We start from the raw sequence: 871 nt of genomic DNA, 5'->3' as shown, positions 1-871 counted from the left end.
TTTATTCGACCCCAATCGCTGCCACACTTCGATTCGCTATCGTAATAAAACACCAGAAAGATAACCCGGTGGACTGTTCTGACGAACTGTTTTGCCGGGTACAGGATTGTTGTTGTCTGGTTGCTGAATAAGATATCAGAGGGCTCTCAAAATGGCAGAACAATGGCAAGACATCAACGCATTGCGCCGCAAGGTGTTTCTCAACATGTTATTCAGCGCGGTAACAACCGAAGCCCGTGTTTTTACGATGAGAAAGACTTTATTGCGTACACGGGTTGGCTTAAAGAATATTCCAGAAAGTATGAGGTGGATATACACGCCTGGGTTCTTATGACTAATCATGTACATCTGCTCTGTACTCCCCGAATTAATAATCAGGGAGTTAGTAAGATGATGCAATCTGTTGGCCGGGTGTATGTAAGGTTTTTTAATCATAAATATCAGCGTACGGGAACTTTGTGGGAAGGGCGGTTCAGGTCGTCACTGGTTAATTCCGAAGCTTATTTGCTTAGATTACAGCAGTACATCGAATTGAATCCGGTGCGGGCCCATGTGGTGGAGAGCCCCAACCGCTATAAGTGGTCTAGTTTTGCTATGAATGGTTTGGGTAAAAAGTCATCGTTATACACAGCACACCCGGTGTATCTGTCATTAGGTAATACGAAAGATTCGCGACTCTTAGCGTATCAGTCTTTATTTGAGCAACCCCTCGGGGCTGAATTATTAACGGAAATTCGTAACTGTTCACAGCGTGAATTAGTGTTAGGTGATTCAGATTTTATACGTCAGATTGAGTCATTAACTAACATTAAGCTCAAAGCTGCGAAAAAGGGGCGTCCATTTAAAAATGAAAAAGGGGCGTCCAATTAAA

Annotated in this window: 1 protein-coding gene; it reads left to right on the top strand. The window is 43.2% G+C overall.

Annotated features, from left to right (window positions below; all coding sequences use genetic code 11):
• The first annotated feature begins 120 nt into the window (after positions 1 to 120).
• Positions 121 to 870, top strand: coding sequence for a transposase (locus tag AC27IB_RS23480; protein ID WP_487124060.1), 750 nt, complete (start codon positions 121 to 123; stop codon positions 868 to 870).
• Position 871 lies beyond the last annotated feature (1 nt).

This window comes from Alteromonas sp. 4NH20-0104 (assembly GCF_057547795.1).
Note: the sequence above shows the minus strand (reverse complement) of the source record. Positions and strands in the feature narration are given on the sequence as shown.